Below are 22,602 nucleotides of genomic sequence, written 5' to 3'. Positions count from 1 at the left end.
CGGCTTAACCCCTCTGAGACCTAAGCTTTGCCAGGTAAAGTCCGAAGCCATCCTTGCCCATCCAATAGCTGATCAAGTTGCTGACGCCGCGGCTCGTGAGCGTCGCGCCTGCCAGTGCGTCCACTTGGTATTCCGAACCTGGCTTGGACGGATCGACGGTGCCCTTGACCAGGCCTAATGCGACTTCACCGACTTCGATCTTTTTTCCGTTCTCTTCGAGCAATTCCTTACCCGTAAAGTTGTAAACCTTCTTGCCCTTCCAGAGCGCCTTCCATTTCGGATTAACCACCTCGCCACCCAGGCCGGGCGTTTCCGCCTGGTCGTACAAATTGAGGCCGATCACCGTCTGCGCGTCGGCTTCGAGCGCGATGAAACCATACATGGTCGACCAGAGTCCGTAGCCGCTCACCGGCAAGATAATGGACTTCAATTGGCCGTCTTCCTTAACCAAGTAAACCTTGGCGTACTTGGGCTTGCGCTTGATATTGGCGATATCCTTCTCCGGAGGAATGGCTTCGCTCATGGCCGGATCCTTGGCCGCCTTGCGCTGATCGAAGGTTTTCGGGTCGATCGAATCGACGTACTCGCCGGTCGCCAGATCGACAATCTTCGGCTCGATATTCTTGAAAGCCTCCTCGACGTTGGTTCCTTCTTCCAACAGACCGGCGACCTCGAGAATATTGACTCTTTCGTCCTTGGACTTATTGGTTTCCTGCAGCGGCTTGAGCGCAACGGCAGAACCCGATACGAGGACCGCTCCGACCAGGCACAAGGCCAACGCGATCGCAACCGTTTTCTGGAAACTGTCGTTCGGCAGCGCCAGGACTTTCTGCGCGTACTCGTTCGCTTTCTCTATGTAGACGGCGATTTTATCGGACACCTGCGTCCCCGCCGTGTTGGGATTTGCTGAATTAGGCATGGCGTCTAACCCTTCTAGTGATATTCGCTTTAATTACGGCGTAGTCGATCAGCGGCGCGAACACATTGGCGAACAAGATGGCCAACATGATGCCTTCCGGGAAAGCCGGGTTGACGACACGGATCAGCACGGTCATGAAGCCGATCAAAATGCCGAAAATCCACCGCCCGACGTTGGTTTGCGCCGCACTGACTGGATCGGTAGCCATGTACACGGTTCCGAAGGCGAAACCGCCCAGAGTTAAATGCCAGTACCAAGGCAGTCCGAACATGGCATTGGAATCGCTGCCGATGATGTTGAGCAGGGTGGATGTCGCGATCATCCCGACCAGAACGCCGGCCATGATCCGCCATGAGGCGATGCGGGTGTAGATCAAGAAGGCGGCACCGATTAAACAGGCCAAGGTCGAAGTTTCACCCAGCGAGCCCTGTTCGAAACCGATGAAAGTCTGCCACCAGGAAATACCCGCCGCCTTGATCTCCTCGAGCCCTCCTATCGCACCCAGGCCTAGAGCCGTAGCGCCGGTGAATCCATCCACCGCGGTCCATACCGCGTCGCCCGACATCGATGCCGGATAGGCAAAGTACAAGAATGCGCGCCCGGTGAGAGCCGGGTTCAAGAAATTCTTGCCGGTACCGCCGAAAATTTCCTTACCGATCACGACACCGAACGAAATCCCGATCGCCACCTGCCACAAAGGCGTATTGGGTGGAAGTGTCAAGGCATAGAGAATGGACGTTACGAAGAAGCCTTCGTTGACATCGTGCTTACGGACGACGGCGAACAAGACTTCCCACAAGCCGCCGACGACGATCGTCACGATGTAGATTGGAAAGAAGTACAAGGCCCCGTGGATCAAAACGGAAATCGGGTTGTACGGGTTGTACCCGAATATGTCCATGATCGCGCCGCGCCAACCGGGGATTGACGTCAACCCCATGCTCTCCATGGCCGCGTTGGCCTGATAACCGGTGTTTACCAGTGCCATCAGCAAACATGGCAGAGCCGCGATCCAAACGTATGTCATGACCCGCTTCAGATCGACCGCGTCGCGGACATGAACTGCCCCGCTGGTTACGTCCGATGGACTGTAGAGAAACGTATCGACCATCTCGTAGATGGGATAGAGCTTCTCCAGCCGACCGCCGGGCGCGAAGTACGGATGTATCTTGTCTAAGAATTGCCTAGTACGAGACATTAGCCTTCCTTCTCAATTTGGGTAAGATTCTTGCGAAGCACCGGACCGAAGTCGTGCTTGCCGGGATCGACGAAGGTGCACAGCGACAGGTCTTCTTCGTCCAGCTCAAGACACCCTAGAGCCTGCGCCATGTCGGTATCACCTACTACCAGCGAGCGCAGCAACTGTGTCGGCAAAATGTCCAGCGGCACGACATCTTCGTAAACGCCGACCGGCACGATCGCTCTGGCACTGCCGTATTTGGCGCTCGTGAAGGGGAACTTGCGCCCCCGTTCTTTGGGGAGGCTCGACAAGAGCACGTTCAAGAAGGAGTACTTGCCTCGGTCCGGAACGACCCAGCCCATGAAATCTCTTTGCCGCCCTTCCTCGATGACGCTGACTTGATTGTGATAGCGCCCGAGATAATCCGACCAGCCTTCGGCTTTTTGGCCACTGAGCACGGAACCCGAGATGACCCTTACTTCCTTGTCCGGTACGAGTTCGTCCTGTACCAGATCGCTCAGGTTAGCTCCGAGCCGGGTGCGAATCAGCCGCGGACGCTTGACCATGGGTCCGGCGAGAGAGATCACACGCTCTACGTTCAGTTGGCCGGTGGTGAACAGGCTACCAATCGCGATCACAGATTGATAATCCAGATGCCACACCGTTTTCGTGGCGCTTACCGGATCGAGAAAATGAATATGGGTGCCTACAAGACCAGCGGGATGCGGTCCCTCGAACTCGGAAATCTCGAACCTGCCGCCTTCACCGGAAGGCAAGGATGAATTCGGGCTGGTGCAGACATAGATCTTTCCTTCGGTGAGCTTGGAAATGACAGTCAAGCCGTTCTTGAAATCCTGAACCCGCTCTTGGATGATGACCTCCGGCCGTGCCGCCAGAGGATTGGTGTCGATCGCCGTCACAAAAATCGAGTGCGGCGTCGTGTCGGGATTCGGAACCTTGCTATAGGGGCGGGTTCTGAGCGATGTCCACAAGCCAGAAGCCAGCAGGTTCTCTTTGACCTGCTCCGTGGTCAGATTGGCGAGTTCCGATTGTTCATAGGACTGAAATTGAACACTGTCATCGCCGTCCAATTCGATGACCACGGATTGAAGTACACGTTTGGCGCCGCGATTGATCGCCTTGACCACTCCGCAGCCGGGCGAAGTGAACAACACTTTGGGATACTGCTTATCCGAAAACAGCGTGTCACCCAGCCTGACCCGATCGCCCTCCGAAACGTGCATCGAGGGCTTCAACCCGACATAATCCAACCCCAGTAGCGCTACGGATTTAACGACGTTGCCGTCGTTGTGTATCGTTTGCTCGGGCTCCCCAGTGATCGGCAGATTCAAGCCTTTCTTTATTCTGATTAGCATATGGATATACGCCTGTGGATCGCACAAATTAACGGCCAAACCAATCCCTCTCGCATTCCTGCAATGGGCTCGAAGAAAATTCGGAGAGGGAGTGCTAAGATGTTTCGTTTCGGCTTAAGGCGCGCCGAGAGAGTTCACGAGTTTGTAACTTCGCGCCTCAAATCGAAAGCTATGCGCAGCGAGATATATGCTCGGCGTTTCCCTAAGACGTAGGTAAATCGTTCGTATTAGAACACAAATACCTGAGTGGCTCAACGCACAGAGTTTTTGAACGGGAAGGAAAAACAGCGTCGAATGGCGTAATTTTGGTTACAGGTGTGTTTCAAAAAAACTGCATAAAAAAGAGGGGCCTTTGCAAAGCTTCGGCCCCGAACAACATCCCAGAGGATAAAGAGGTCTTAAAACGCAATGTTGCTAACCCGGAGAAAGCTGCATCAGTTGGTCGACCAAAGAGGAGTTGGAGGTAAATCAACTTAGCGTTCTCAGGTGATCGAAATACTAGCGCAGCCCATCCTTATCGTTTTGACTTAAATCAATAAACACCCGTTTTTTGCCACTCAAAAAGTGAAGGTGTAACCTTTCGCTCACTGGCTAGCGGACCGTGCTTTTAATACAATATGATCGGGAGTTGGCTAGACAGTCGCTGCCCGCGTTTTGGACGCGGGGAGAGGAAAGTCCGGGCTCCATAGGGCAAGGCGCCAGGTAACGCCTGGGAGGCGCAAGCCTACGGAAAGTGCCACAGAAAATATACCGCCGTGGTCTCCGGACTGCGGTAAGGGTGAAAAGGTGCGGTAAGAGCGCACCGCGCTTCCGGTAACGGAAGTGGCAGGGTAAACCCCGCCTGGAGCAAGACCAAATAGGGGAGCATTGGGGGTAACCCCTAACGTGTGGCCCGCACGGCTCCCGGGTAGGTCGCTCGAGACGCGCGGTGACGCGCGTCCTAGATGAATGACTGTCCACGACTGAACCCGGCTTATCGGCCGACTCCCACGATGTCTCTGCTCGGATCTCTGCCCTCTTCCTCCGCATCGATCCCGCATCTGGAATCAGTGTTCTCTTACCGAGGCTGACCGGTCAAACTGGCAAATAGCATTGGCAAACGCTCCGGTAACCGCTGCACGTGATCCAATACGGTATAGCGGTTGGGTCCGAAGATTCTAGACACATACTCATCCGCTTCGGGATCCAGCGTGAGGCAATAGCTGATTACGCCAACGGTCGAGAGTTCCTCCACCGCTTTCTTGGTATCGAATCTAAGATACTGCGGATCGCGCTCGTCGATGTCCGCCGGCTCGCCGTCCGATACCAACAACAGCAGCTTTTTTTGCTGTGGCTGACGTAACAGAAACCGTCCCGCGTGGCGTAACGCCGCTCCCATCCGCGTCGAAAGCGCTCCCTGCATGCCCGCCAATCGTGCCTTCGCCTGATCGTCGAAAGGCTGGTCGAAGTCCTTGAAGCGGAAATACTGCACATCGTGCCGTCCGTCCGAAGCGAACCCGTGTATGGCAAAGGGATCCCCGATGCCGTCGATAGCCCAAGCCAGCAAGGTCGTCGCCTCCCGCGCGAGCTGAATGACGGGCCGATCCGATCCCGGCAGAATCTCGTTGGTCGACTCCGAAAGATCGAGCAACACTAGCACTGCCAAATCCCGCGTCTTACGAAGATACCGGATGTTGATACGCGGGTCCGGCATCTCGCCCATGCGAATATCGATCATGGCACGAATGGCGGCGTCGAGGTCGATATCATCGCCCTCTTCCTGCCGCCTTTGGCGCAGTAAACCACGCGGCTGCAAAGCGTCGATGATATGCTTGAGGCGACTCGCGACCGGTTTGTATTCGACCAGGATTCGGTCGATTAGCTCTCGCTCGCCCTTCGGTTGCCGCTTTTCCAGCACAGTCGCCCAATTAGGCCGGTGCAATTGCGCTTGGTAATCCCATTCGGGGTAATGATAGGGGTCACTGACCGGCTCCTTGCCTTCCAGTTCGTTGATGGTGCAGCCTTCCTGATCCAGATAGAACGGCGTCTCCAAGGTCCAGATCTCTTGGGCGTCGTCCCCCACCAACTCGCAGTCGACCTCGTTGACCATTTCCATCACCGAAACCTTCCTACGCACCTGACGCTCGCTGGCCGGTACGTAGTCCGCCTGTTCCCACAAGCGCTCGGCGAATGACCAGATAAAACGGTTGTCATCCCGATATGGGATATCGATTTCCTCCAGGACTCTCAGCGACGGGATAGCCATTCGATCCTTGATTTGGTTGTACAGCGTGACGCCCAAATCCCAACTGAGCTGGGTGTCGTGGGGACGAACCGAAAACGCCTCCGAGAAGGCCGACACGGTCTCTCGGATCAGCGGATCGCCCGTTTCGAACTCCTTATCGAGCAATGCGCGGGCGAGTCGCTCCAGGAACGATACGACCGGATCTCGAGGTTCCAAGCTGTCCACGCCGGCCGCGTGCAACGGAAGCCAGAGCTGTTTCAACCCGGGAAACTCCCGGATGGCCTGCTGTTCGACACGGGCATCCTCGATCAGACCGATCAGGAACATGTGCACCGGATTCAGCCCTTCGGCCGAGATCGCGTTGCGGCTATAGACCAGATGCGCCGCGGCATGGGCACTGGCCGCACGATACATCTCCTTCCCCGAAACACCTCGGTGATCGTCGTAAGCATCTGGCAAGTAGATGACCGGAAACTCGATGAACGGCTTGAGTCCTTGGCGTGTTTCATAATCGCCGGCCGTCGGACGCAAACGGAAATCGCGGCCCCACAAGGCACGCAAATAGAAATTCAGCTTGCGTTGGGTATCGACGAACAGCGTGCCGCGGCGCTCCTTCTGCAGCACCGCTAGACTGTCCGGCGTTTCGAGTCCGAAATATTTGACCTGGCTTTCGAAATCGCGCCCGTGCGCCTGAGCCCCCCAGAGCGCCCAGCGGCGTAGTCCGCCCAGGGTCAACTTGTCGAAGAGTTGGTCCACGTGCTGAAGCATGGGGCGCAAGCCGCGCGGCGCTTTCGCCGAAAGCTGATGCACCAAGGCCAGATATTGGCGTACCAAGTCGGCGTCGCCCAGCCTCCGGGCTGCCGTGGGCAGGCTGTCGAACAGTGCAGCGATCACGCCTCCGCTGACCATGGAGGCGAGCTTCATCACCGAGGTGACCACATCAGGAATGATTTCGTCGCCCACCTCCTTGGCAACCAGAGGCATTTCTTGAATATAGGAAAGGACTAGTTCCGACCCGCGCCCGAGTTCAGAAAGCGCGCGAGCGCCCTCGATATACTGACGCAAACCGCTCGGCGACATGACCCTAGCCGCTTCATGGAAGCTGGCTTCCAGCGTGTCTTTGATATGTGGCTCGATCCGCTCCAGGTGCTCGCGATAGTCCTCCAAATTGACACTCATGGCTCGTTATTCAGGTAGTGCACGGCGGTGGGCGCATGTTCCCGGTTTGGCGCGGGCCCTACCTCGACAAAGGTAGTCGACCCTGCATCGGTAGGATTCATGGCGTCAAACCGTATCGACCAACGCAACTCCGCCTTCGTTAGAAAAAGGTCGCGACCGCTGCGTCTAAGGTATCCCGCATGTCCGGATCGTCGGTCAGAGGACGCACCAAGGTCATCTGGCATGCCGCCCTCGGTTCGACACCCTTGGCAATGAGCTGTCCTGCGTACACCAGGAGACGCGTCGAAATTCCCTCGTCCAAACCATGCCCCTTGAGATTGCGTGCGCGGTGGGCGATCTGTACCAGCTTTTCGGCGACTTTCGCATCGACGCCGGTTTCATGGATGATCACCTCGGTTTCCACTTCAGTGTTCGGGTAATTGAAATCCAAGGCGCCGAAGCGTTGCTTGGTAGATTGCTTCAAATCCTTGAGAAGATTCTGGTAACCCGGATTGTAGGAAATCACCAACTGAAAATCGGGATGGGCATGCACCAACTCGCCTTTCTTGTCGAGGGGCAAGGTCCTGCGATGATCGGTCAGGGGATGTATGACTACTGTCGTGTCTTGACGCGCTTCGACCACCTCGTCGAGGTAACAAATCGCGCCGATCCGGGCCGCTGTGGTCAAAGGCCCATCCTGCCAGCGCGTGCCAGTGACGTCGAGTAGGAACCGCCCGACCAGGTCCGAGGCCGTCATATCTTCGTTGCAAGCGACCGTAATCAACGGACGCTTCAGCTTCCAGGCCATGAACTCGATAAAGCGGGTCTTGCCGCAGCCGGTCGGACCTTTCAGCATGACCGGCATCCGCGCAGCGTAGGCGGCTTCGAACAACTCGATTTCATTGCCGACCGGGCGGTAATATGGTTGTTCTTTGATCAAATATTGATCCGCACTCGTCATTGCTTAACTCTCTTCCCGGGGTGGGACGTCTGGTTGAACGAGTCGCGTGTTTGAGTCCACGTCTCGACCCTTGAATCCCGGCGATCGCTCGTCCACAAAAAAGCCCCGGCCTGGTGCACAGAGCGGGGCTTTCAAAGCCAGGCCGGTGGAGCCTAGGCTTTGATCGGGCCCCGATAAATCACCATGGCGGTACCTTGCGACTGCTTGTAGTTGTCGTAACCGATCAGTCGCACATGATGGTTGGGATGCGCCTTATGGCAAGCTTCTGCTTCAGCCAGTATGCGGTCCACATCGGTTTCGCCGAACATCGGCAGTTTCCACATGTACCAGTAGTGATCGAAGGCGTTTTCCGGTTCCGTGTGCTCGATAGCCGGATTCCAACCGTTACTGACGATATATTCCACCTGCTTCCTAATCTTGGCGGCATCCATCGGCGGCAAATAGGAAAACGTTTCGAATTTCCGGCTCGAAACATCACCCAGGCTGGATTTGTAATCTTGGATCTCGCTCATGGTTGTTTCAATCCTCGTTTATTGACCACTTGTGAGATCCCCTCCCGCTTGGAGGGGACCGCTTTCTAGCGCCGTTCAGCTCGTCGACAGTATCGCTTCCAACGGATGCGGGCGATCACTTGTGCGCCACATCGAGCTTATCGACCGTGTCGAACTCGAACTTGATTTCCTTCCAGGTTTCCAACGCGGCCTTGAGCTCCGGGCTGTTCTTCGCGGCAGACATCAAAATCTCTTTTCCTTCTCTTTCGAGTTGGCGGCCTTCGTTACGGGCTTCGACGCAAGCTTCTAGCGCGACGCGATTGGCTGCTGCGCCCGCTGCGTTGCCCCACGGATGGCCAAGGGTGCCACCGCCGAATTGGAACACGGCATCATCACCGAAAATCGACAACAGCGCCGGCATATGCCAAACATGGATACCGCCCGAAGCGACCGCGAAAACGCCCGGCATGGCGCCCCAATCCTGATCGAAGAAAATACCGCGGCTGCGGTCCTCCTTGATGTAACGCTCGCGGAGCAAATCGATCCAACCTAAGGTGGCGGCCCGATCGCCCTCCAGCTTGCCGACAACGGTACCGGTGTGCAGATGATCGCCGCCTGACAGTCTCAGGATCTTAGCGAGCACTCGGAAATGAATACCGTGGTTCGGGTTGCGGTCGATCACGGCGTGCATCGCACGGTGGATATGCAGGAGAACGCCGTTTTCGCGGCACCAGTTGGCAAGGCCGGTATTGGCGCAGAATCCTCCCGTAATGTAATCGTGCATGATGATCGGCGCCCCGATCTCCTTGGCATACTCCGCGCGCTTATACATCTCTTCCGGAGTCGGAGCGGTCACGTTCAGGTAATGCCCCTTTCGTTCGCCGGTTTCACGTTCCGCCTTATGAACAGCCTCCATGACGAAGTCGAAGCGTTGCTTCCAGCGCATGAACGGCTGGCTGTTCACATTCTCGTCGTCCTTAGTGAAATCCAGACCGCCGCGCAAGCACTCGTAAACCGCGCGGCCGTAATTTTTCGCGGACAGGCCCAGCTTCGGCTTGATGGTGCAGCCCAAGAGCGGACGGCCGTACTTGTTCAGGATGTCACGCTCGACCTGGATACCGTGAGGCGGACCGCCGCAGGTCATCACATAAGCGATCGGGAAGCGCACGTCCTCCAGACGCAGTCCACGGATCGCCTTAAAGCCGAACACGTTGCCGACCAGAGACGTGAAAACATTGACGACCGATCCTTCCTCGAACAGGTCAATCGGATAGGCAACGAAAGCGTAGAACTGTTCATCGCTGCCCGGAACGTCTTCGATGCGGTAGGCGCGTCCCTTGTAATAGTCAAGGTCGGTCAAGAGATCGGTCCAAACCGTAGTCCAGGTGCCGGTGGACGATTCCGCAGCGACCGCCGCTGCCGCTTCCTCGCGAGGCACGCCAGGCTGGGGCGTAACCTTAAAGACAGCCAGGATATCGGTGTCCTTGGGGGTGTAATCCGGCATCCAATAGGTCTCGCGGTATTCTTTTACGCCCGCGTTATAGGTCTTTACAGCCATATCTACCTCCTACCACATCTGTGGATTATTCTCAGGAATATTCTCTGGTCCTACTTGGACCGCGGAATCGTGTTGTCCTTTCACAACTCGGAACTATAAGCTGTTCCATTCATAAAAAAAATTCAGTTGTTATGATTAACGTTATAAGGCTTACTTATATTAAGTAATCCGGGTTTGGAACCCCGACACAAAGGAATGTCGTGTGCTCGCCGGATAGAATAAGCCAAGAACTTTAGACGCTCCAAGGAAGATTTGCCCGCCTCAAACGCGAATCGGCTGTGGTTTCGAACCGCATGCAACGCTCAATCGCTTCGCCTTCGTTCAGTCACCTTTTCCCGCAGAATGTGAACCACAGCCGTTAAAGCCGACTTCCCGCTCTCTCAATGCTTCGAAGAAATCCGTTGCAACTGTGAGACGGAACGTAAGCCTTTGCTCACAGTTCGGAACTCTTACAATCCATCCGCGTCAACATTTTTACGGGATCCCGCTCGGAACCGGGATTAGGGGTAGTGCGGATAGATCCGGTCTGTATCTGACCGAATTCGCAGAACTGACTTTCAAGGAGGGAATCATGAGACTCGCACCGCTTTATTTGGGAGCGGCATTGGTTGTGACGAGCCAATCCGAGGCAGCTTCCTTTTTCCTGGATCAAACGAATATCAATCAACCGCCCTTTACCGACGGTAAGAACTATCTGACCGTGACAACCCAGGCATCGGGCGATGATATTACCTTTACTGTCGACGCGCTGAACGATTCGGGCGGGCCTTTCGCTGGTCATGAGCTGTCCAACTTCGGCATCCAGGCATTCGGATTCAATGTAGTCGACAATGGCGTATCCAACCTTTCGTCCAGCAACATCAGCAATCTGCCTAACGGCTGGACGGTCGATTTCAATCGACGGTTAAACGGTTTCGGCAGATTCGATGTGGTCGTGAGCGGACCAGGAAACGATCGCCAGGACCCGCTGACCTTCAGCATCACCGGCATTAACGGAGATACGCCCGACTCCTATCATGGACCCTCCAGTGGAACCGCTGGGGAAGGAAATGCCTGGTATGCGGCTCACGTAGCGGATTTCTCGGGTGCCGGGAAGACCAATGGCAAAACGATCACAAGCGGTTATTTCGGCGGCGGCGACGGCCCAGAAGTAGCGCCGACCCCCGTTCCGGTTCCCGGCGCGGTCTGGCTGTTCGGCTCGGCCATCGCCGGCTTAGGACTGGTCTCGAGACGATCGCGAAATCTTTAGGAAAAGGCTCGTGATTCCGGTTTGCCCTTGCGATGTCTCTGAGCCGACTTTCGGCAGGCTTAGTCGAACGACGATTGGTTGATCTCGCTTGCGGCGCGGTGACCCTGCAATGAACGGGGTCCGCTTGCCATGCCCTTCCTCGGCTCATCGCCGCTGCGAGACCTTTGGGTAAGCATTACGCTTCGGTTTTGATCGAATGATTTCTATTCACGCCCTTCGATAAGCCCAGGAGAGCGTCCCACAAGCCTGAGCTTGTCGAGGGGCCCAAAGGGCGAAGGGCTCACCACAAACGGAATCAATAGGTGTTTGCCCTTCCTGAACCCGTCAACTGGCTTATCCTGTTACCGTTAACGAAGGCTGACCGGATGCTGTAAAGCTGTAAACAAATCCGACATGAGTCGGCAACCGTAGCCAGGGTTTGAAAGACCGAATCACTGTAACTCGAATGTGAAGCCGCCTACGTCACGACTCGGTTTAGACAAAAGCAGGCGGATTTCGAACGGTTTGCCGACCGGCATCAGCGAAACGGTTTCCCCTTCGGGGAGATATTCTGCAGGCGCGAATATCCTCTCCGCGACCGGGGTTCCGTTAAGTTCGGTGAGCACCAGCTTCAAATTGGGGAGCATCTGCGGCAGGTCGGACTGGTTCGCGAATACGAGTTGGAACTCTAAAGCATCGTCGCGCGTCGAGTCCGGCCGTAAAGCCCGATCGAAAATCTGGATTCGGCGCAAATCTTTATAAGGCGGCAACTGACAATCAACGGTCTTGCAGACCATATCCAGCCAGGGACGCATTCGGGCACTCTGCACCATTCTGTCGCCTTCGAATACGATTAGTTGGACGATCAAAAGAGTCGTCAATCCGAAGACGCCTAACCCCCACCAGGTCTCCGGCGCTACCGAAGACAGCCCCTCGCTTCCTTTCGCATCGCTCCCCTTCCCTTCCTGCTCGAACGCCTGTGCGCCAAAGGCCAATTCCTCGCCTTCACTTCCCGATTTCTCGGGCAGCTTTGGCTCGAACTTCGGCAGGAGTACTGCGTCCCGATCTCCTAAAGGTGGCGGCCTTATCTGAGGTGCATCTTCAGGAATCGTGTCTTTCACCGCATGTCCCAGGGACACCAAGGCGTTGAAAACGATATTGCAACGCTCACATAGCGCTTCGCCACGTCCGGCACGCAATTGACCAACGCTGATGCGATATGCGGTTTTACACTCGGGGCAGCGGGTAAACACGCTTCAACCTCGACGCTTTATGCCCGTGAGCAGCGCCCATTCCTCGCGGAGCTCAGGGGAAGAGAAATCGAACTGCGAAACGTAGGCCGCGCGAACGCTTTCGACTTGCGCCGCCAAGATCCCAGATAACGCCAAACGCCCGCCCGGAAGGACCTTTTCGCTAATCTCCGCTGCCAATTCGATCAATGGGTTAGCCAGGATATTAGCTACCAGAACCCCGGCCCGAACAGCCCCCATCTCGCCCGGGTAGGCGAGCACCAAGTCGGCCTGCACCCCGTTCTTGCGCGCGTTTTCCTCCGACGCCGTGAGCGCCTGAGGATCGATGTCCACTCCGTAGGCTTTCACCGCGCCCAGCTTCAATGCAGCCACCGCAAGAATTCCTGAACCGCAGCCGTAGTCGATCACGGTCTTACCCTGCAAATCCTGACCGTCCAACCATTCGAGGCAAAGTGCGGTCGTGGGATGCGTGCCGGTTCCGAAAGCAAGGCCCGGATCAAGCACCACGTTGACGGCTTGCGGTTCTGGAGGCTCGAAACCGGTCGGGCAGATCCAGAGTCTCCGACCAAAGCGCATCGGTCGAAAATGGTCAAGCCAGGCACGTTCCCATGCGCGATCTTCCAAATTCTCGAGCTGACACTGCAACACCCGCTCGCCGAATTCGTTCGCAATCGCATCCCGAACTTGATCGGTATCGGCGTCCGCATCGAACAATCCGATGACTCTAGTCTGCCGCCAAACTGGCGTTTCTCCCGGTTTGGGCTCGAACAGAGGTTGGTCGCCGGCATCTTCGAAGCTGACGGCAACGGCACCGAGGTTCGCCAGAAAATCGGAAACCGGCTCCGCCCAGGATTCGTCCACCGTAATCGCCAGCTGACGCCACATCAATGTTTCAATCCGAGCTTACGCTCCAAATAATGGATGTTCTGTCCGCCGGCATTAAAGGCTGTGTCGTTGATGATGTCGAGCAACAACGGAATATTGCATTTGATGCCGCCGATGACCATTTCCTGAAGCGCCATGCGGGCACGCGCAATAGCCCCGCTGCGCGTCTCGCCATGGGCGATGAGCTTGCCGATCATGGAGTCGTAATAGGGCGGCACCCGATAGCCGTTATAGATATGCGTCTCGACCCGGATCCCCGGGCCTCCGGGCATATGGAACTGCTCGATTACGCCGGGACTAGGGATGAAACTCTGAGGATCTTCGGCATTGATCCGACACTCGATGGCGTGGCCCCGCAGTTGAACATCCTCCTGCCGGATCGACAAGGTCTCGCCAGCAGCGATGCGAAGCTGCTCCTTCACGATATCGAAGCCCGTCACCATTTCCGTCACCGGATGCTCCACTTGAACGCGGGTATTCATCTCGATGAAATAGAACTGGCCGTCCTGGTAAAGAAACTCGAAAGTCCCGGCTCCGAGATAGCCAATTTCCTGACAGGCCTTGACGCAGCGCTCTCCCATCTCGCGGCGCTGTTCCTCGGTAATGCCGGGCGCGGGCGCTTCTTCGATGACTTTCTGATGCCGGCGCTGAGTGGAGCAATCGCGTTCGCCCAGATGAATCACGTTCCCATGACTGTCGGCAATCACCTGGAATTCGATATGCCGAGGATTTTCCAGGTATTTCTCCATATAAACCGTATCGTTACCGAAGGCTGCCGCAGCCTCCCCGCGGGTCAGCGTGATAGCGCTCGGCAGATTAGCCTCGCTGTGGACCACCCGCATGCCGCGTCCGCCGCCGCCGCCTGCGGCTTTGATAATGACCGGAAATCCGATGCGGCGGGCGATCTTTAGATTCTCGTCGTGATTTTCGCTCAAAGGACCATCCGAACCCGGCAAGCATGGGATGCCGGCTTTTTTCATCGCCTCGATGGCCGACACCTTGTCTCCCATGAGGCGTATGGTTTCCGGACGAGGGCCTATGAAAACGAAACCGCTTTGAATCACCTTCTCGGCGAAATCGGCGTTTTCGGACAGAAAACCATAGCCTGGATGGATGGCCACCGAGTCGGTGACTTCGGCCGCGCTAATGATAGCCGGAACATTCAGATAGCTTTCTTTCGAGGGAGCCGGACCGATACATACGGACTCGTCGGCCAGCCGCACGTGCTTGAGATCCCTATCGGCCTCGGAATGTACAGCCACAACTTTGATGCCGAGTTCGCGGCAAGCACGAAGAATACGCAGGGCAATCTCGCCCCGATTGGCGATAAGAACTTTACCGAGCATGAACAAACACCTGGTGGGTCGGGCGAATAACAGACAACGCCGTTAGGCCCTTACTCGATGATGAACAAGGGTTGGTTGTATTCCACCGGTTGGGCGTTTTCCACCAGCACCTTGGCAATCACACCGGCCTTGTCGGCCTCAATTTGATTTAAGATTTTCATCGCCTCGATAATGCAGAGCGTATCGCCTACTTCCACCCGCTGTCCGACCTCCACGAACGGTTTCGCTCCCGGCGATGGCGAACGGTAAAACGTGCCGACCATGGGCGATCGCACGATATGCCCCGTCAATTTATCAGCGGTCGAATCGACCGACTCGGGTGCCGTGGGCTGTGACACTGCCGGGGCCGGCGCAGCTGCCGGTACGACTTGCACCGGTTGCGCTGCAACGCTGCTGTACCGGCTGATACGTACCGACTCCTCCCCTTCACGAATCTCAATCTCGGCAATACCCGACTCTTCAATCATTTCGATGAGCTTCTTTATTTTTCTAATATCCATGGTTTAGCCCGCTTCTAGGATTTTTAAGGCGGCATTCAAGGCGAGTTCATAACCGAGTCCGCCGAATCCGCAGATGACGCCTTTGGCGATATCGGACAAATAGGAATGTTTACGGAACGGCTCGCGTGCATGGATGTTCGATAAATGGACTTCGATAAAAGGAATACGGGTCGCGAGAAACGCATCGCGTAGCGCAATGCTGGTATGCGTGAACGCACCCGGATTGATGAGTATGAAGTCTACAGATTCCCTGAACGCCTGATGGATACGCCCGATGAGCTCGTGCTCGGCATTACTCTGGAAGAAATCCAGATGACAGCCCAGCGCTCGGGCCTTCGCGTCTAAAGCAGACTCGATATCGCCGAGCGACTGACTGCCATAAAGCCCAGGCTCGCGAACCCCAAGCAAGTTGAGATTCGGGCCGTTAAGCACAAGAATGTTTGCCATATTAAGAGGACGGACTTGTTTCCGATGACGCAGAAGCCGAAAAGCCGCGGCTATTTTGCCGAAACCCACAAAATCTGTCCACAAATGAGGAATTTCGCTTACGTTCGACGCAGTTAGCGCATTTTGACGAGAAGGTCAATGAACGAGCGGTTTGAGAACCTCGGTGAGCTGCTCTCGCGAGAACGGTCCGATATGGGCGTCCACCAACTGGCCGTCGCGATTGAAAACGACGGAAAACGGCAAGACGCCGAGCCGGTTTCCAAGCCTCTCCGCCCAGGCAACGGCGCGTTCGTCACCGAGCAAGATCGGATAATTAACCGGCGTCTCTTTTAAAAAGTCTTGAACGGCTTCGGACTCGTCAATGGCGATACCGACAAATTGAACGCCTTTGCCGCCCAATTCGGTTTGCAAGCGGGTAAACTCCGGCATCTCTTCTCGGCACGGCGCGCACCAGGTCGCCCAGAAATTGAGTACGAGAACCTTCCCTTTCCACTCGGCGATATCGCGCGGATTGCCGTCCAGATCCCTGAGCGAAACGGAGTCTACAGAAGCGCCATTCGGTGGTGCGCTCGGTTCTCCGCTCATCCAGCGCTGGGCAAGAATGCCCAGAAGCAACGCGGCTAACGCGAGCAATCCATATAGGAGCTTCGACGAATTCACTGCAACACCCTTTGCACATGTCCCACAAATTCGTCTGCGTTCATGTAACCGACCACACGGAACGCTTTCCGCTCCTCCCGGTCCGGCCCGAAGAACAAAGTCGCCGGTGGTCCGATAAGGCCGAAATGATTGAGAAGCGCTTGATCATCCGCGGAATTTTGTGTGACATCCGCCTGCAGCAAAATGACATCAGCGAGCGCATTCTGAACCTTGGGGTCGGCGAAGGTATAACGCTCCATTTCCTTACACGAGATGCACCAATCGGCATAGAAATCCAGCATCACCCACTTTCCGGCCATCTCCGCCGCGGCTACTTGCGCGTTCAGCTCATCAAGCGTCCTGACCTTCCTGAACTCAGTCGACTGCGGCGACGCCGTGGCGGTCGTCGGATATATGTCTCGCAACGGCTGTAGCGGGTCGGTGCTGTTCGAAGCGACTCCGATCAACAGCAACACACCGTAAGTGAGCATCACGATACCTACGCCCTTCCACAGTCTGCGCCAGCCCGAAGCTGGATGAGGCAGAGCATCCAGGGCTCCTAGGTAGATCGCCGGAATGATCAGCAATAGCGCCCACAGGAACATAGATACGGCGGCAGGGAGAATGCGTTCGAGCAACCAAACGGCGATCGCCAGAAGTCCCACGCCGAAAGCGGCCTTGACTGCATTCATCCAGGTTCCGGCCTTGGGCAGCAGTTTCCCGGCGGATGCACCGATGATCAGCAAGGGAATCCCCATCCCCAATCCCAACGCGAACAGAGCCACGCCGCCGAGCACGGCATCGCCGGTCTGGCCGATGTAGATCAGAGCGCCGGCCAGGGGCGCTGCCACGCAAGGTCCTACGATCAAGGCCGAAAGCGCTCCCATGATCGCCGCCCCCGTCAGGGTACCGCCACGCTGGCGGTTGCTGAGGGCAACCACGCGGGATTGGATGAACGCTGGCATCTGCAGCGTGTAGACGCCGAACATGGACAAGGCCAACAGCACGAACACGGCGCTGAACGCGACGATGACCTCGGGTTTTTGGAACAGCATCTGGAGATTGCTGCCAAAAAGGCCGGCCAAAACGCCGAAGACGGTATAGGCCAGGGCCGACGCCAGCACGTAACTGAGCGACAGCATGAAAGCTCGACCCGTCGTGATCGTGTGACCGTTGCCGACGATGATCCCAGACAGAATCGGGATCATCGGAAAAACACAAGGGGTGAACGCCAGCAACAGTCCGAATCCCAGAAAGCTGAGAACCGTGCCCCATACCGAACCGTTTTGTAGCTCGAAAGCGATTCGGTCCTGCTCCGACACCGGCTCGGGAGGACTCGCTGCCGACGTCGACGTTCCCACCCCTCCGGCCGGCAAATCAAGGCTCACCGTTTTCTGCATGGGCGGGTAGCATACGCCTTTCTCGGCACAGCCCTGGTAGTTCGCCTGCAATTGAATACTGACCGGTTGGCCGTCGGCCCGCGACAAGGGTACGGGGAAACCGACTTCCTCGTGGAACACTTCTACCGCACCGAACTCCTCATCGTGCTTGGGTTCGCCGCGGGGAATCTCATAGCGGCCGAGCTTTACGCCGGCTGGCTCGATCACGGCCAGATTGAATTTCTCGCGGTAGAGATAATACCCATCGGCAATTTGCCAACTGACCCACAGCGTTTGGGGATCCTTTACCTCGGCAAAAAAACGGAAAGCTTCGTCCGGCGGCAGCAAATCAACGGGCTGAGTCTTGATCCCCAGCGATTTGAACGCCTCCGCCAATTTTGCGAGCGAGTCGTTCTTGCCTCCGTTCGCGCCACCCGTAGGCCAAGCCACGTTCACTGTCTGCCTGTGCGGCGGATAGCACACCCCGGCATCGGCACAGCCCTGGGATGTCACCTCGAGAGCTAGGACCTCGCCGGCGCCGTCGCGCCGCTCCACCGGAAGCCGGATATCGACGTGCCGACGGTAGATTTCCATTTCGCCGAAAAATTCATCATGCTTAATTTCACCCGGTGGAAAAACCGGCTCGCCCAGATCGATGCCGGGAGTCTTGGAGGCGAACTTGAATTTCTGCCGGTACAGATAATAGCCGTCGGCGACATCGAATCCGATCAGGACCTCATTACCTTCGCCTCTTGCGGATACCCGGAACGCTTGTTCGGGCGGCAGCAGCTCGTCACCGCTGATGGCCCAAACCATGCCCGTCCACACTGAAAAAAAGATAAATGACAGCCGAAGAACAAATTGGCGGAACTGCGGCATAGCAAACGTACTCTGTAAAAGGAAGTTCAGTATATGAACGCCTATCCGGGATGGATCGCCCGGATGATCGATTAGGATTTTCGGTGCAACCATTCGCTGATCCAATCAAGGTATGCGGTCGAACCTCGCAGTACAGGGACCGCAATAACCTCGGGAAGTTCGTACGGGTGTTTTTCGCGCACGAAAACTTCCAAGGCTTCGAAAGCAGCCGTTTCGGTCTTCATTAAGAGAAGATGTTCCTGGGCGGTTTCTATCTTGCCTTCCCAGGGATAAACGGATGTCAGTCCGGGAACGATGTTGACGCAGGTCGCCAGGCGTTCCGCAACCACATCTGCAGCCAGCGTCTCAGCGGTTTTCGCGTCCGGACAAGTGCACAAAACTAGACAGTACTCGGTAGACATGGCAAAAAGCACAGAATCAATCGGAATTCTAAACGTATGAGGACTTAATGAACATTGGTCAATGGTTATTGCTCGTCCTATTGAGCTTACCGATTCTAGAGATTTATGTGTTGATTAAACTCGTCGGTTCGCTCGGTTTCCTGCTCACCTTCATCTTGCTGCTGGGTGCCGCGGCGCTGGGTACGTATCTGTTAAGGATACAGGGTTGGAGCACTTGGTTCCGCGTCCAACAAGCTCTAGCGCGAGGTGAGTTGCCAGCCCGCGAGATGATCGAGGCGAGCTTGATTGCCGCTGGAGGGCTGCTGCTCCTGATACCCGGCTTCGTCAGTGACATGCTCGCCTTGTTCTGCCTGCTGCCGGCCACCCGAAAAAGGCTCGCGCAACGCATTCTCGAAACCGGTGTTTCTTACCCAGCCCAAAAAACGACACACCGAACCCGGCACACGATAGAGGGCGAATTCAGGCGTGAAGATTGACGATCAACAGGCGTTCCCAGACGCATTTTGAACACAGATTGCCGGATGGCCTTTTTTTGCTTGATCCGCCGTCGCCGAAAACAAAGAGTTTCTAGCTTACCGCGTCCATCGTAAGGGCCTATCCTCGCTGGCCCTGCGCCCCGCCTCGAAGAGGCTGTCCTAGAGAAGTCCAAGGGCTTAAGGCCAATAATCCGTTGAGATAGACTCTAACCAGCGTACTCGGTTCGACGACGGCATCTAATCGAAACACCGGTATAGCTGTCAAGTTCCGCAAGATTGTGAACCCTCTTGCGAAAGAGATGGGGATGGGACGTTTGCCAGTTTTTGAGCGCCTGAATCGGGGTGAGATGGCCTAAGGCCCGTTGAGGAATGTGATGATTGTACAGGTCGACATAGCGGTGCAAGGTCGTTTCCAGATCGGCGGTTGAATCGAAGTGATGGGTTTGCAACACCTCCTCGATGCGGCCATTGAAGCGTTCCACCAGGCCATTCGTTTGGGGCCGGCCCGGCGGAATCAGGCGATGTTCGATGCCTTGTTCAGTACAGAGGCGGTCAAACTCATGCGTCCCGGAGGGCTGGCGAGTTCGGGTCAAGAAACGGTCGGTGAACTCCGAGCCGTTGTCGGTCAGACATTTCTGGATGCGGAAAGGCGCGGCTTGAATCACCGCTTTGAGGAAGGCCTTTGCGCTTAAGGCGGTGCGGTTGGGCTTGAGGGCGACATACACCCAGCGGGTGGCGCGGTCGATCGCGACGAACAGGTATCGGCGAGGTTCGCCGTCAATAGCCGGCAAGTACTTGACATCCACGTGAAGGAAGCCGGGCTCGTAGACCTTGAAAGGCTTGAACGTGGTCTTCTCCGCAGGGGGGAGCAGGGCCTTGAGGGAGGCCACCCCGTGGCGGCGCAGGCAGCGGTCCAGTCCGGAACGGGACACGTCGGGATTGAGAAACTCTCGGGTTACGGCCAGGAGATCATCCAAGGGGAGGAGCAGGGATTGACGGAGATAGACCACGATGGCTTCCTGGGCGGGCGTGAGCGTGGTCCTGAGGGTGTGGGGCCGGTGTGAGGCATCTTCGACCGAGGAGCGGCGTTTCCACTTGCGGACGGTCGTCCGGCTGACGCCGTACTTTTGGGCCAAGGCGCGCTCGCTCAACGTGGACGCTTGAATGGCCTGCCGAACCGCCGGGGTGGTACGGGCATTTTTATGAAGACGAATCTGCATGGAGAGGAACCTCACTTGGACGGACCGAATATCTCCTGGAGAAGGCTCCGGGCTTCAAACAGAGCATAACTCTTTCTCGGTAAATAATCACACGAGACGCGACATATAGCCTGACCATCAAAATCCGCTAATATACTCACATACCCGTCTCCGCGGGCGATGGGCTGAATTTCCCCGACAGGTAACGATTGGATGGCGATAATAACCCAGAAATTCCGCGTCGGCGGCATGCACTGCCAGGGATGCGAAACGACGATCGAACAAGCGGTGGCACAAATCTCCGGTGTTCGCAGCGTCAAAGCCGACTTTGTAGCCGGAACCGCTACCATCACCTTCGATCCCGCACGAACCGACCCAAAGCAAATCGTCGGAGCCATCGACAGCCAAGGCTATCAGTGCTCGCCATCGCCTATAGGTGGTCGTTCGAAGCTTCGCGCGTTCGGACGACTGCTGATCGCCCTGCTCGCGCTTGCCGCCATTGTCGCAATCCTGACTCTTGGCGATCAGCTCGCTGAACGCATGCACCTACCCCAATTCGACCGAAGCATGAGCTACGGTCTTTTGTTTCTGATCGGCTTCGTAACCGGATTCCATTGTGTCGGCATGTGCGGCGCTTTCGTGGTCGGCTATACCGCGAGCGCCGCCGTATCCGGCAAACGCTCCCTGGTGTTCTCTCACGTCCTTTACGGGGTTGGCAAAACTCTGTCGTACGCCTTGATCGGGGGGCTGTTCGGGCTGCTCGGGTCATTCATCGCCTTTACTCCGGAAATGCGCGGCTACGCCGCCATCGCCGCCGGCATCTTCCTAATCCTGTTTGGGCTCAACATGCTGGACTGGTTCAAGAGCCTCCGCCGCATCCGCATCCGTGTACCGGCTTTCTTGAACCGCTTCGTCTATGGCAAGACGCAACACAGCAAGAGCCCTTTCCTGATCGGGCTGCTCAACGGGCTGATGATCGCCTGCGGTCCGCTCCAGGCCATGTACATCATGGCCGCCGGTACCGGCAGCTTCGTCGAAGGCGCCAAGCTCCTTTTCATCTTCGGGCTGGGCACCTTACCGATCCTGCTCGGCTTCGGCGTGCTGACCAGCCTGATTTCCGCCCAGGCAACCCGAGGGCTCTTGAAGGCGTCCGCCTTTCTGGTGATGGCCTTGGGCCTCATCATGCTGAACCGGGGACTGATCATGAGCGGATCCGGCTACGATTTCCGTACCCTGGCCGCGCGCGCGACGGCGTACCTGGAAGACTTGGCCAAAAGCGGCGATGTCACCGAATCCGGGCATCAAACCATCCGCATGGATGTGAACAAGCGGGGCTTCAAGCCGGACACGTTCGTACTGAAAAAAGGCGTTCCGGTGAAATGGATCATCGAAGGCAAGGAACTGAACTATTGCAACCATCGCATCATCGTTCCCTCCCTGGGACTCGAATTCGACGTGGTCAAAGGTCGCCAAACCATCGAATTCACACCACAGCAAACCGGTGTGATTCCCTGGAGCTGCTGGATGGGCATGATTCCCGGCAGTTTCATCGTGCAAGATAACGAAGACGTCCGCTCTGAGGAGCAGACCGGAGACGAACAGATGGCCAATCCCCAATAAGAGTCCCGCCCGATCAGCGTTTCTTCCCTAAGCTGGGCGACTGGGCTCAAAGACAGATCCTTCGACTACAGCTCTGGGCAGGACTGTCGAAGGATTTCTCGAACCAACGCGGATAGGCTTTCCGCCGAAATCCCGAATCACCGCGGGGCTCTTGCGTCAGGAGGCGAAGATGGCGAAGTCATATCGCGTGACGCTGACCGCTAAGGAGCGGCGCGAATTGGAAGAGTTGGTCAGCAAGGGCAAGAACGAAGCGCGAAAACTCGCCCGTGCCCGCATCCTTTTGCAGGCCGATGAAGCCGAGAGCGGGCCTCGCCGCACCGACGATATTGCCCAGGCCTTGAATGTCCACGTTCGCACGGTGGAACGGCTACGGCAGCGGTTCGTGGAACAAGGTCTGCCGGTCCTGGTACCCAAGCCAAGCGAACGCGTGTATCTCTGGCGGCTGGCTGGCGCTCAGGAAGCCCGGTAGGCCGCACTGGCCTGTTC

At 56.6% G+C, this 22,602-nt stretch carries 20 protein-coding genes and 1 other RNA gene; 5 read left to right on the top strand and 16 right to left on the bottom strand.

Going from position 1 to position 22,602, the window contains the following annotated elements:
* Window positions 1-4 precede the first annotated feature (4 nt).
* Genes QEN43_RS05415 through QEN43_RS05405 form a run of 3 tightly spaced genes read right to left on the bottom strand, consistent with a single transcriptional unit; the run spans window position 5 to window position 3,475 of the window.
* Complete coding sequence (locus tag QEN43_RS05415) at window positions 5-919, bottom strand: Na(+)-translocating NADH-quinone reductase subunit C (protein ID WP_051331399.1); 915 nt, start codon at window positions 917-919, stop codon at window positions 5-7.
* Window positions 912-2,117: an NADH:ubiquinone reductase (Na(+)-transporting) subunit B gene (locus QEN43_RS05410; protein ID WP_026609022.1), complete on the bottom strand. Its 1,206-nt coding sequence runs from the start codon at window positions 2,115-2,117 to the stop codon at window positions 912-914. The genes QEN43_RS05415 and QEN43_RS05410 overlap by 8 nt, the downstream gene beginning before the upstream one ends.
* Complete coding sequence (locus QEN43_RS05405; protein WP_026609021.1) at window positions 2,117-3,475, bottom strand: Na(+)-translocating NADH-quinone reductase subunit A; 1,359 nt, start codon at window positions 3,473-3,475, stop codon at window positions 2,117-2,119. Before QEN43_RS05405 ends, QEN43_RS05410 begins: the two co-directional genes overlap by 1 nt.
* A gap of 624 nt (window positions 3,476-4,099) precedes the next feature.
* Here QEN43_RS05405 and rnpB point away from each other — a divergent pair.
* Window positions 4,100-4,467, top strand: an RNA gene (gene rnpB, locus QEN43_RS05400) — RNase P RNA component class A.
* Between the two features lie 65 nt (window positions 4,468-4,532).
* On the opposite strand, the gene QEN43_RS05395 is transcribed toward rnpB, so the two are convergent.
* The 4 genes from QEN43_RS05395 to QEN43_RS05380 form a co-directional block, all read right to left on the bottom strand.
* Entirely contained in the window at window positions 4,533-6,878 is a 2,346-nt protein-coding gene (locus QEN43_RS05395; RefSeq protein ID WP_317963791.1) for a nitric oxide reductase activation protein NorD, read from the bottom strand.
* Window positions 6,879-7,017: 139 nt separating this feature from the next.
* Window positions 7,018-7,818, bottom strand: coding sequence for a CbbQ/NirQ/NorQ/GpvN family protein (locus QEN43_RS05390; protein WP_026609012.1), 801 nt, complete (start codon window positions 7,816-7,818; stop codon window positions 7,018-7,020).
* A gap of 152 nt (window positions 7,819-7,970) precedes the next feature.
* Complete coding sequence (locus QEN43_RS05385; protein ID WP_026609011.1) at window positions 7,971-8,330, bottom strand: ribulose bisphosphate carboxylase small subunit; 360 nt, start codon at window positions 8,328-8,330, stop codon at window positions 7,971-7,973.
* A gap of 115 nt (window positions 8,331-8,445) precedes the next feature.
* Window positions 8,446-9,867, bottom strand: a complete 1,422-nt coding sequence (locus tag QEN43_RS05380) for a form I ribulose bisphosphate carboxylase large subunit (protein WP_026609010.1) — start codon at window positions 9,865-9,867, stop codon at window positions 8,446-8,448.
* Window positions 9,868-10,438: 571 nt separating this feature from the next.
* On the opposite strand from QEN43_RS05380, the gene QEN43_RS05375 reads away from it, so the two are divergent.
* Window positions 10,439-11,116 (top strand): VPLPA-CTERM sorting domain-containing protein, encoded by a 678-nt coding sequence (locus QEN43_RS05375; RefSeq protein WP_026609009.1) that lies wholly within the window; start codon window positions 10,439-10,441, stop codon window positions 11,114-11,116.
* Between the two features lie 431 nt (window positions 11,117-11,547).
* On the opposite strand, the gene QEN43_RS05370 is transcribed toward QEN43_RS05375, so the two are convergent.
* The 8 genes from QEN43_RS05370 to cutA all read right to left on the bottom strand — a co-directional run bounded on the left by QEN43_RS05370 (window position 11,548) and on the right by cutA (window position 18,821).
* A complete protein-coding gene (locus QEN43_RS05370; RefSeq protein ID WP_026609008.1) occupies window positions 11,548-12,348 on the bottom strand; it encodes a zinc-ribbon and DUF3426 domain-containing protein in 801 nt (266 codons plus the stop codon).
* A gap of 3 nt (window positions 12,349-12,351) precedes the next feature.
* A complete protein-coding gene (prmA, locus tag QEN43_RS05365) occupies window positions 12,352-13,230 on the bottom strand; it encodes a 50S ribosomal protein L11 methyltransferase (RefSeq protein ID WP_156912630.1) in 879 nt (292 codons plus the stop codon).
* Window positions 13,230-14,576: an acetyl-CoA carboxylase biotin carboxylase subunit gene (accC, locus tag QEN43_RS05360; protein ID WP_026609006.1), complete on the bottom strand. Its 1,347-nt coding sequence runs from the start codon at window positions 14,574-14,576 to the stop codon at window positions 13,230-13,232. Before accC ends, prmA begins: the two co-directional genes overlap by 1 nt.
* Before the next feature lie 50 nt (window positions 14,577-14,626).
* Window positions 14,627-15,076, bottom strand: a complete 450-nt coding sequence (accB, locus tag QEN43_RS05355) for an acetyl-CoA carboxylase biotin carboxyl carrier protein (RefSeq protein ID WP_026609005.1) — start codon at window positions 15,074-15,076, stop codon at window positions 14,627-14,629.
* Between the two features lie 3 nt (window positions 15,077-15,079).
* Window positions 15,080-15,523, bottom strand: coding sequence for a type II 3-dehydroquinate dehydratase (gene aroQ, locus QEN43_RS05350; RefSeq protein WP_026609004.1), 444 nt, complete (start codon window positions 15,521-15,523; stop codon window positions 15,080-15,082).
* A 135-nt stretch (window positions 15,524-15,658) separates the two neighbouring features.
* Window positions 15,659-16,183, bottom strand: coding sequence for a TlpA family protein disulfide reductase (locus QEN43_RS05345; RefSeq protein ID WP_026609003.1), 525 nt, complete (start codon window positions 16,181-16,183; stop codon window positions 15,659-15,661).
* Complete coding sequence (gene dsbD, locus QEN43_RS05340) at window positions 16,180-18,357, bottom strand: protein-disulfide reductase DsbD (RefSeq protein ID WP_235726506.1); 2,178 nt, start codon at window positions 18,355-18,357, stop codon at window positions 16,180-16,182. The genes QEN43_RS05345 and dsbD overlap by 4 nt, the downstream gene beginning before the upstream one ends.
* A 134-nt stretch (window positions 18,358-18,491) precedes the next feature.
* A complete protein-coding gene (gene cutA, locus QEN43_RS05335) occupies window positions 18,492-18,821 on the bottom strand; it encodes a divalent-cation tolerance protein CutA (RefSeq protein ID WP_026609001.1) in 330 nt (109 codons plus the stop codon).
* A 47-nt stretch (window positions 18,822-18,868) separates the two neighbouring features.
* Between cutA and QEN43_RS05330 the strand changes: the two genes are divergently transcribed.
* Complete coding sequence (locus tag QEN43_RS05330) at window positions 18,869-19,297, top strand: FxsA family protein (RefSeq protein ID WP_026609000.1); 429 nt, start codon at window positions 18,869-18,871, stop codon at window positions 19,295-19,297.
* 206 nt (window positions 19,298-19,503) lie between these two features.
* On the opposite strand, the gene QEN43_RS05325 is transcribed toward QEN43_RS05330, so the two are convergent.
* Complete coding sequence (locus QEN43_RS05325) at window positions 19,504-20,517, bottom strand: IS481 family transposase (RefSeq protein ID WP_317963790.1); 1,014 nt, start codon at window positions 20,515-20,517, stop codon at window positions 19,504-19,506.
* A gap of 192 nt (window positions 20,518-20,709) precedes the next feature.
* Here QEN43_RS05325 and QEN43_RS05320 point away from each other — a divergent pair, with 192 nt between their 5' ends.
* Window positions 20,710-22,116, top strand: a complete 1,407-nt coding sequence (locus QEN43_RS05320; protein ID WP_317963789.1) for an urease accessory protein UreH domain-containing protein — start codon at window positions 20,710-20,712, stop codon at window positions 22,114-22,116.
* Window positions 22,117-22,285: 169 nt separating this feature from the next.
* On the top strand, window positions 22,286-22,585 hold the full coding sequence (locus QEN43_RS05315) for a helix-turn-helix domain-containing protein (RefSeq protein ID WP_156912629.1): 300 nt from the start codon (window positions 22,286-22,288) through the stop codon (window positions 22,583-22,585).
* The last annotated feature ends 17 nt before the right edge of the window (window positions 22,586-22,602 follow it).

The sequence above is a fragment of the Methylocaldum szegediense genome (assembly GCF_949769195.1).
In the GTDB taxonomy this organism is placed as follows: Bacteria; Pseudomonadota; Gammaproteobacteria; order Methylococcales; family Methylococcaceae; genus Methylocaldum; species Methylocaldum szegediense.
This window is presented reverse-complemented; position numbering and strand designations above follow the sequence as displayed.

Excerpts from the sequence above, each read along its gene's own strand:
- QEN43_RS05410 (WP_026609022.1), bottom strand. The coding sequence starts at position 2,117 with ATGTCTCGTACTAGGCAATTCTTAGACAAGATACATCCGTACTTCGCG.
- QEN43_RS05395 (WP_317963791.1), bottom strand. The coding sequence starts at position 6,878 with ATGAGTGTCAATTTGGAGGACTATCGCGAGCACCTGGAGCGGATCGAG.
- cutA (WP_026609001.1), bottom strand. The coding sequence starts at position 18,821 with ATGTCTACCGAGTACTGTCTAGTTTTGTGCACTTGTCCGGACGCGAAA.
- QEN43_RS05385 (WP_026609011.1), bottom strand. The coding sequence starts at position 8,330 with ATGAGCGAGATCCAAGATTACAAATCCAGCCTGGGTGATGTTTCGAGC.
- aroQ (WP_026609004.1), bottom strand. The coding sequence starts at position 15,523 with ATGGCAAACATTCTTGTGCTTAACGGCCCGAATCTCAACTTGCTTGGG.
- accC (WP_026609006.1), bottom strand. The coding sequence starts at position 14,576 with ATGCTCGGTAAAGTTCTTATCGCCAATCGGGGCGAGATTGCCCTGCGT.
- QEN43_RS05415 (WP_051331399.1), bottom strand. The coding sequence starts at position 919 with ATGCCTAATTCAGCAAATCCCAACACGGCGGGGACGCAGGTGTCCGAT.
- prmA (WP_156912630.1), bottom strand. The coding sequence starts at position 13,230 with ATGTGGCGTCAGCTGGCGATTACGGTGGACGAATCCTGGGCGGAGCCG.
- QEN43_RS05320 (WP_317963789.1), top strand. The coding sequence starts at position 20,710 with ATGGCGATAATAACCCAGAAATTCCGCGTCGGCGGCATGCACTGCCAG.
- accB (WP_026609005.1), bottom strand. The coding sequence starts at position 15,076 with ATGGATATTAGAAAAATAAAGAAGCTCATCGAAATGATTGAAGAGTCG.
- QEN43_RS05375 (WP_026609009.1), top strand. The coding sequence starts at position 10,439 with ATGAGACTCGCACCGCTTTATTTGGGAGCGGCATTGGTTGTGACGAGC.
- QEN43_RS05380 (WP_026609010.1), bottom strand. The coding sequence starts at position 9,867 with ATGGCTGTAAAGACCTATAACGCGGGCGTAAAAGAATACCGCGAGACC.
- QEN43_RS05405 (WP_026609021.1), bottom strand. The coding sequence starts at position 3,475 with ATGCTAATCAGAATAAAGAAAGGCTTGAATCTGCCGATCACTGGGGAG.
- QEN43_RS05315 (WP_156912629.1), top strand. The coding sequence starts at position 22,286 with ATGGCGAAGTCATATCGCGTGACGCTGACCGCTAAGGAGCGGCGCGAA.
- QEN43_RS05390 (WP_026609012.1), bottom strand. The coding sequence starts at position 7,818 with ATGACGAGTGCGGATCAATATTTGATCAAAGAACAACCATATTACCGC.
- QEN43_RS05325 (WP_317963790.1), bottom strand. The coding sequence starts at position 20,517 with ATGCAGATTCGTCTTCATAAAAATGCCCGTACCACCCCGGCGGTTCGG.
- dsbD (WP_235726506.1), bottom strand. The coding sequence starts at position 18,357 with ATGGTTTGGGCCATCAGCGGTGACGAGCTGCTGCCGCCCGAACAAGCG.
- QEN43_RS05330 (WP_026609000.1), top strand. The coding sequence starts at position 18,869 with ATGAACATTGGTCAATGGTTATTGCTCGTCCTATTGAGCTTACCGATT.